We start from the raw sequence: 878 nt of genomic DNA on the forward strand, positions 1-878 counted from the left end.
TCGCCGAGCGGCGGCGGAGCCGGCAGATCCAGGTCGGCTCGGTGGCCGTGGGTGGGGACGCGCCGGTGTCGGTGCAGTCGATGACGACGACGCGTACGTCGGATGTGGGTGCGACGTTGCAGCAGATCGCGGAGTTGACGGCGTCGGGTTGTCAGATCGTGCGGGTGGCGTGTCCGACGCAGGATGATGCGGATGCGTTGGCGACGATCGCGCGGAAGTCGCAGATTCCGGTGATCGCGGATATTCACTTCCAGCCGAAGTATGTGTTCGCGGCGATCGAGGCCGGGTGTGCGGCGGTGCGGGTGAATCCGGGGAATATCAAGAAGTTCGACGATCAGGTCAGGGAGATCGCGCGGGCGGCGGCGGATCGTGGTACGCCGATCCGTATCGGGGTGAACGCGGGGTCGTTGGACCGGCGGTTGCTGGAGAAGTACGGGAAGGCGACGCCGGAGGCGTTGGTGGAGTCGGCGCTGTGGGAGGCGTCGTTGTTCGAGGAGCATGATTTCCGGGACATCAAGATCTCGGTGAAGCACAACGATCCGGTTGTGATGATCGAGGCGTACCGGCAGTTGGCGGAGCAGTGTGACTATCCGTTGCATCTGGGGGTGACGGAGGCGGGTCCGGCGTTCCAGGGGACGGTCAAGTCGGCGGTGGCGTTCGGTGCGCTGCTGTCGCGGGGGATCGGTGACACGATCCGGGTGTCGCTGTCGGCTCCGCCGGCCGAGGAGGTCAAGGTCGGTATCCAGATCCTGGAGTCGCTGAACCTGCGCCAGCGCCGTCTGGAGATCGTCTCGTGCCCGTCGTGCGGGCGCGCCCAGGTCGATGTGTACAAGCTGGCGGACGAGGTCACGGCCGGCCTGGAGGGCATGGAAGTGCCG

At 66.3% G+C, this 878-nt stretch carries 1 protein-coding gene; it reads left to right on the forward strand.

The genetic code is table 11. The annotated features are described in order from the left end of the window. Nucleotides 1-878: flavodoxin-dependent (E)-4-hydroxy-3-methylbut-2-enyl-diphosphate synthase (gene ispG / locus CTZ28_RS46340; RefSeq protein WP_121895958.1), on the forward strand; the 878-nt coding region annotated here is incomplete at both ends.

Origin of the sequence: Streptomyces shenzhenensis, from assembly GCF_003688995.1 — a bacterium.
Lineage (GTDB): Bacteria > Actinomycetota > Actinomycetes > Streptomycetales > Streptomycetaceae > Streptomyces > Streptomyces shenzhenensis_A.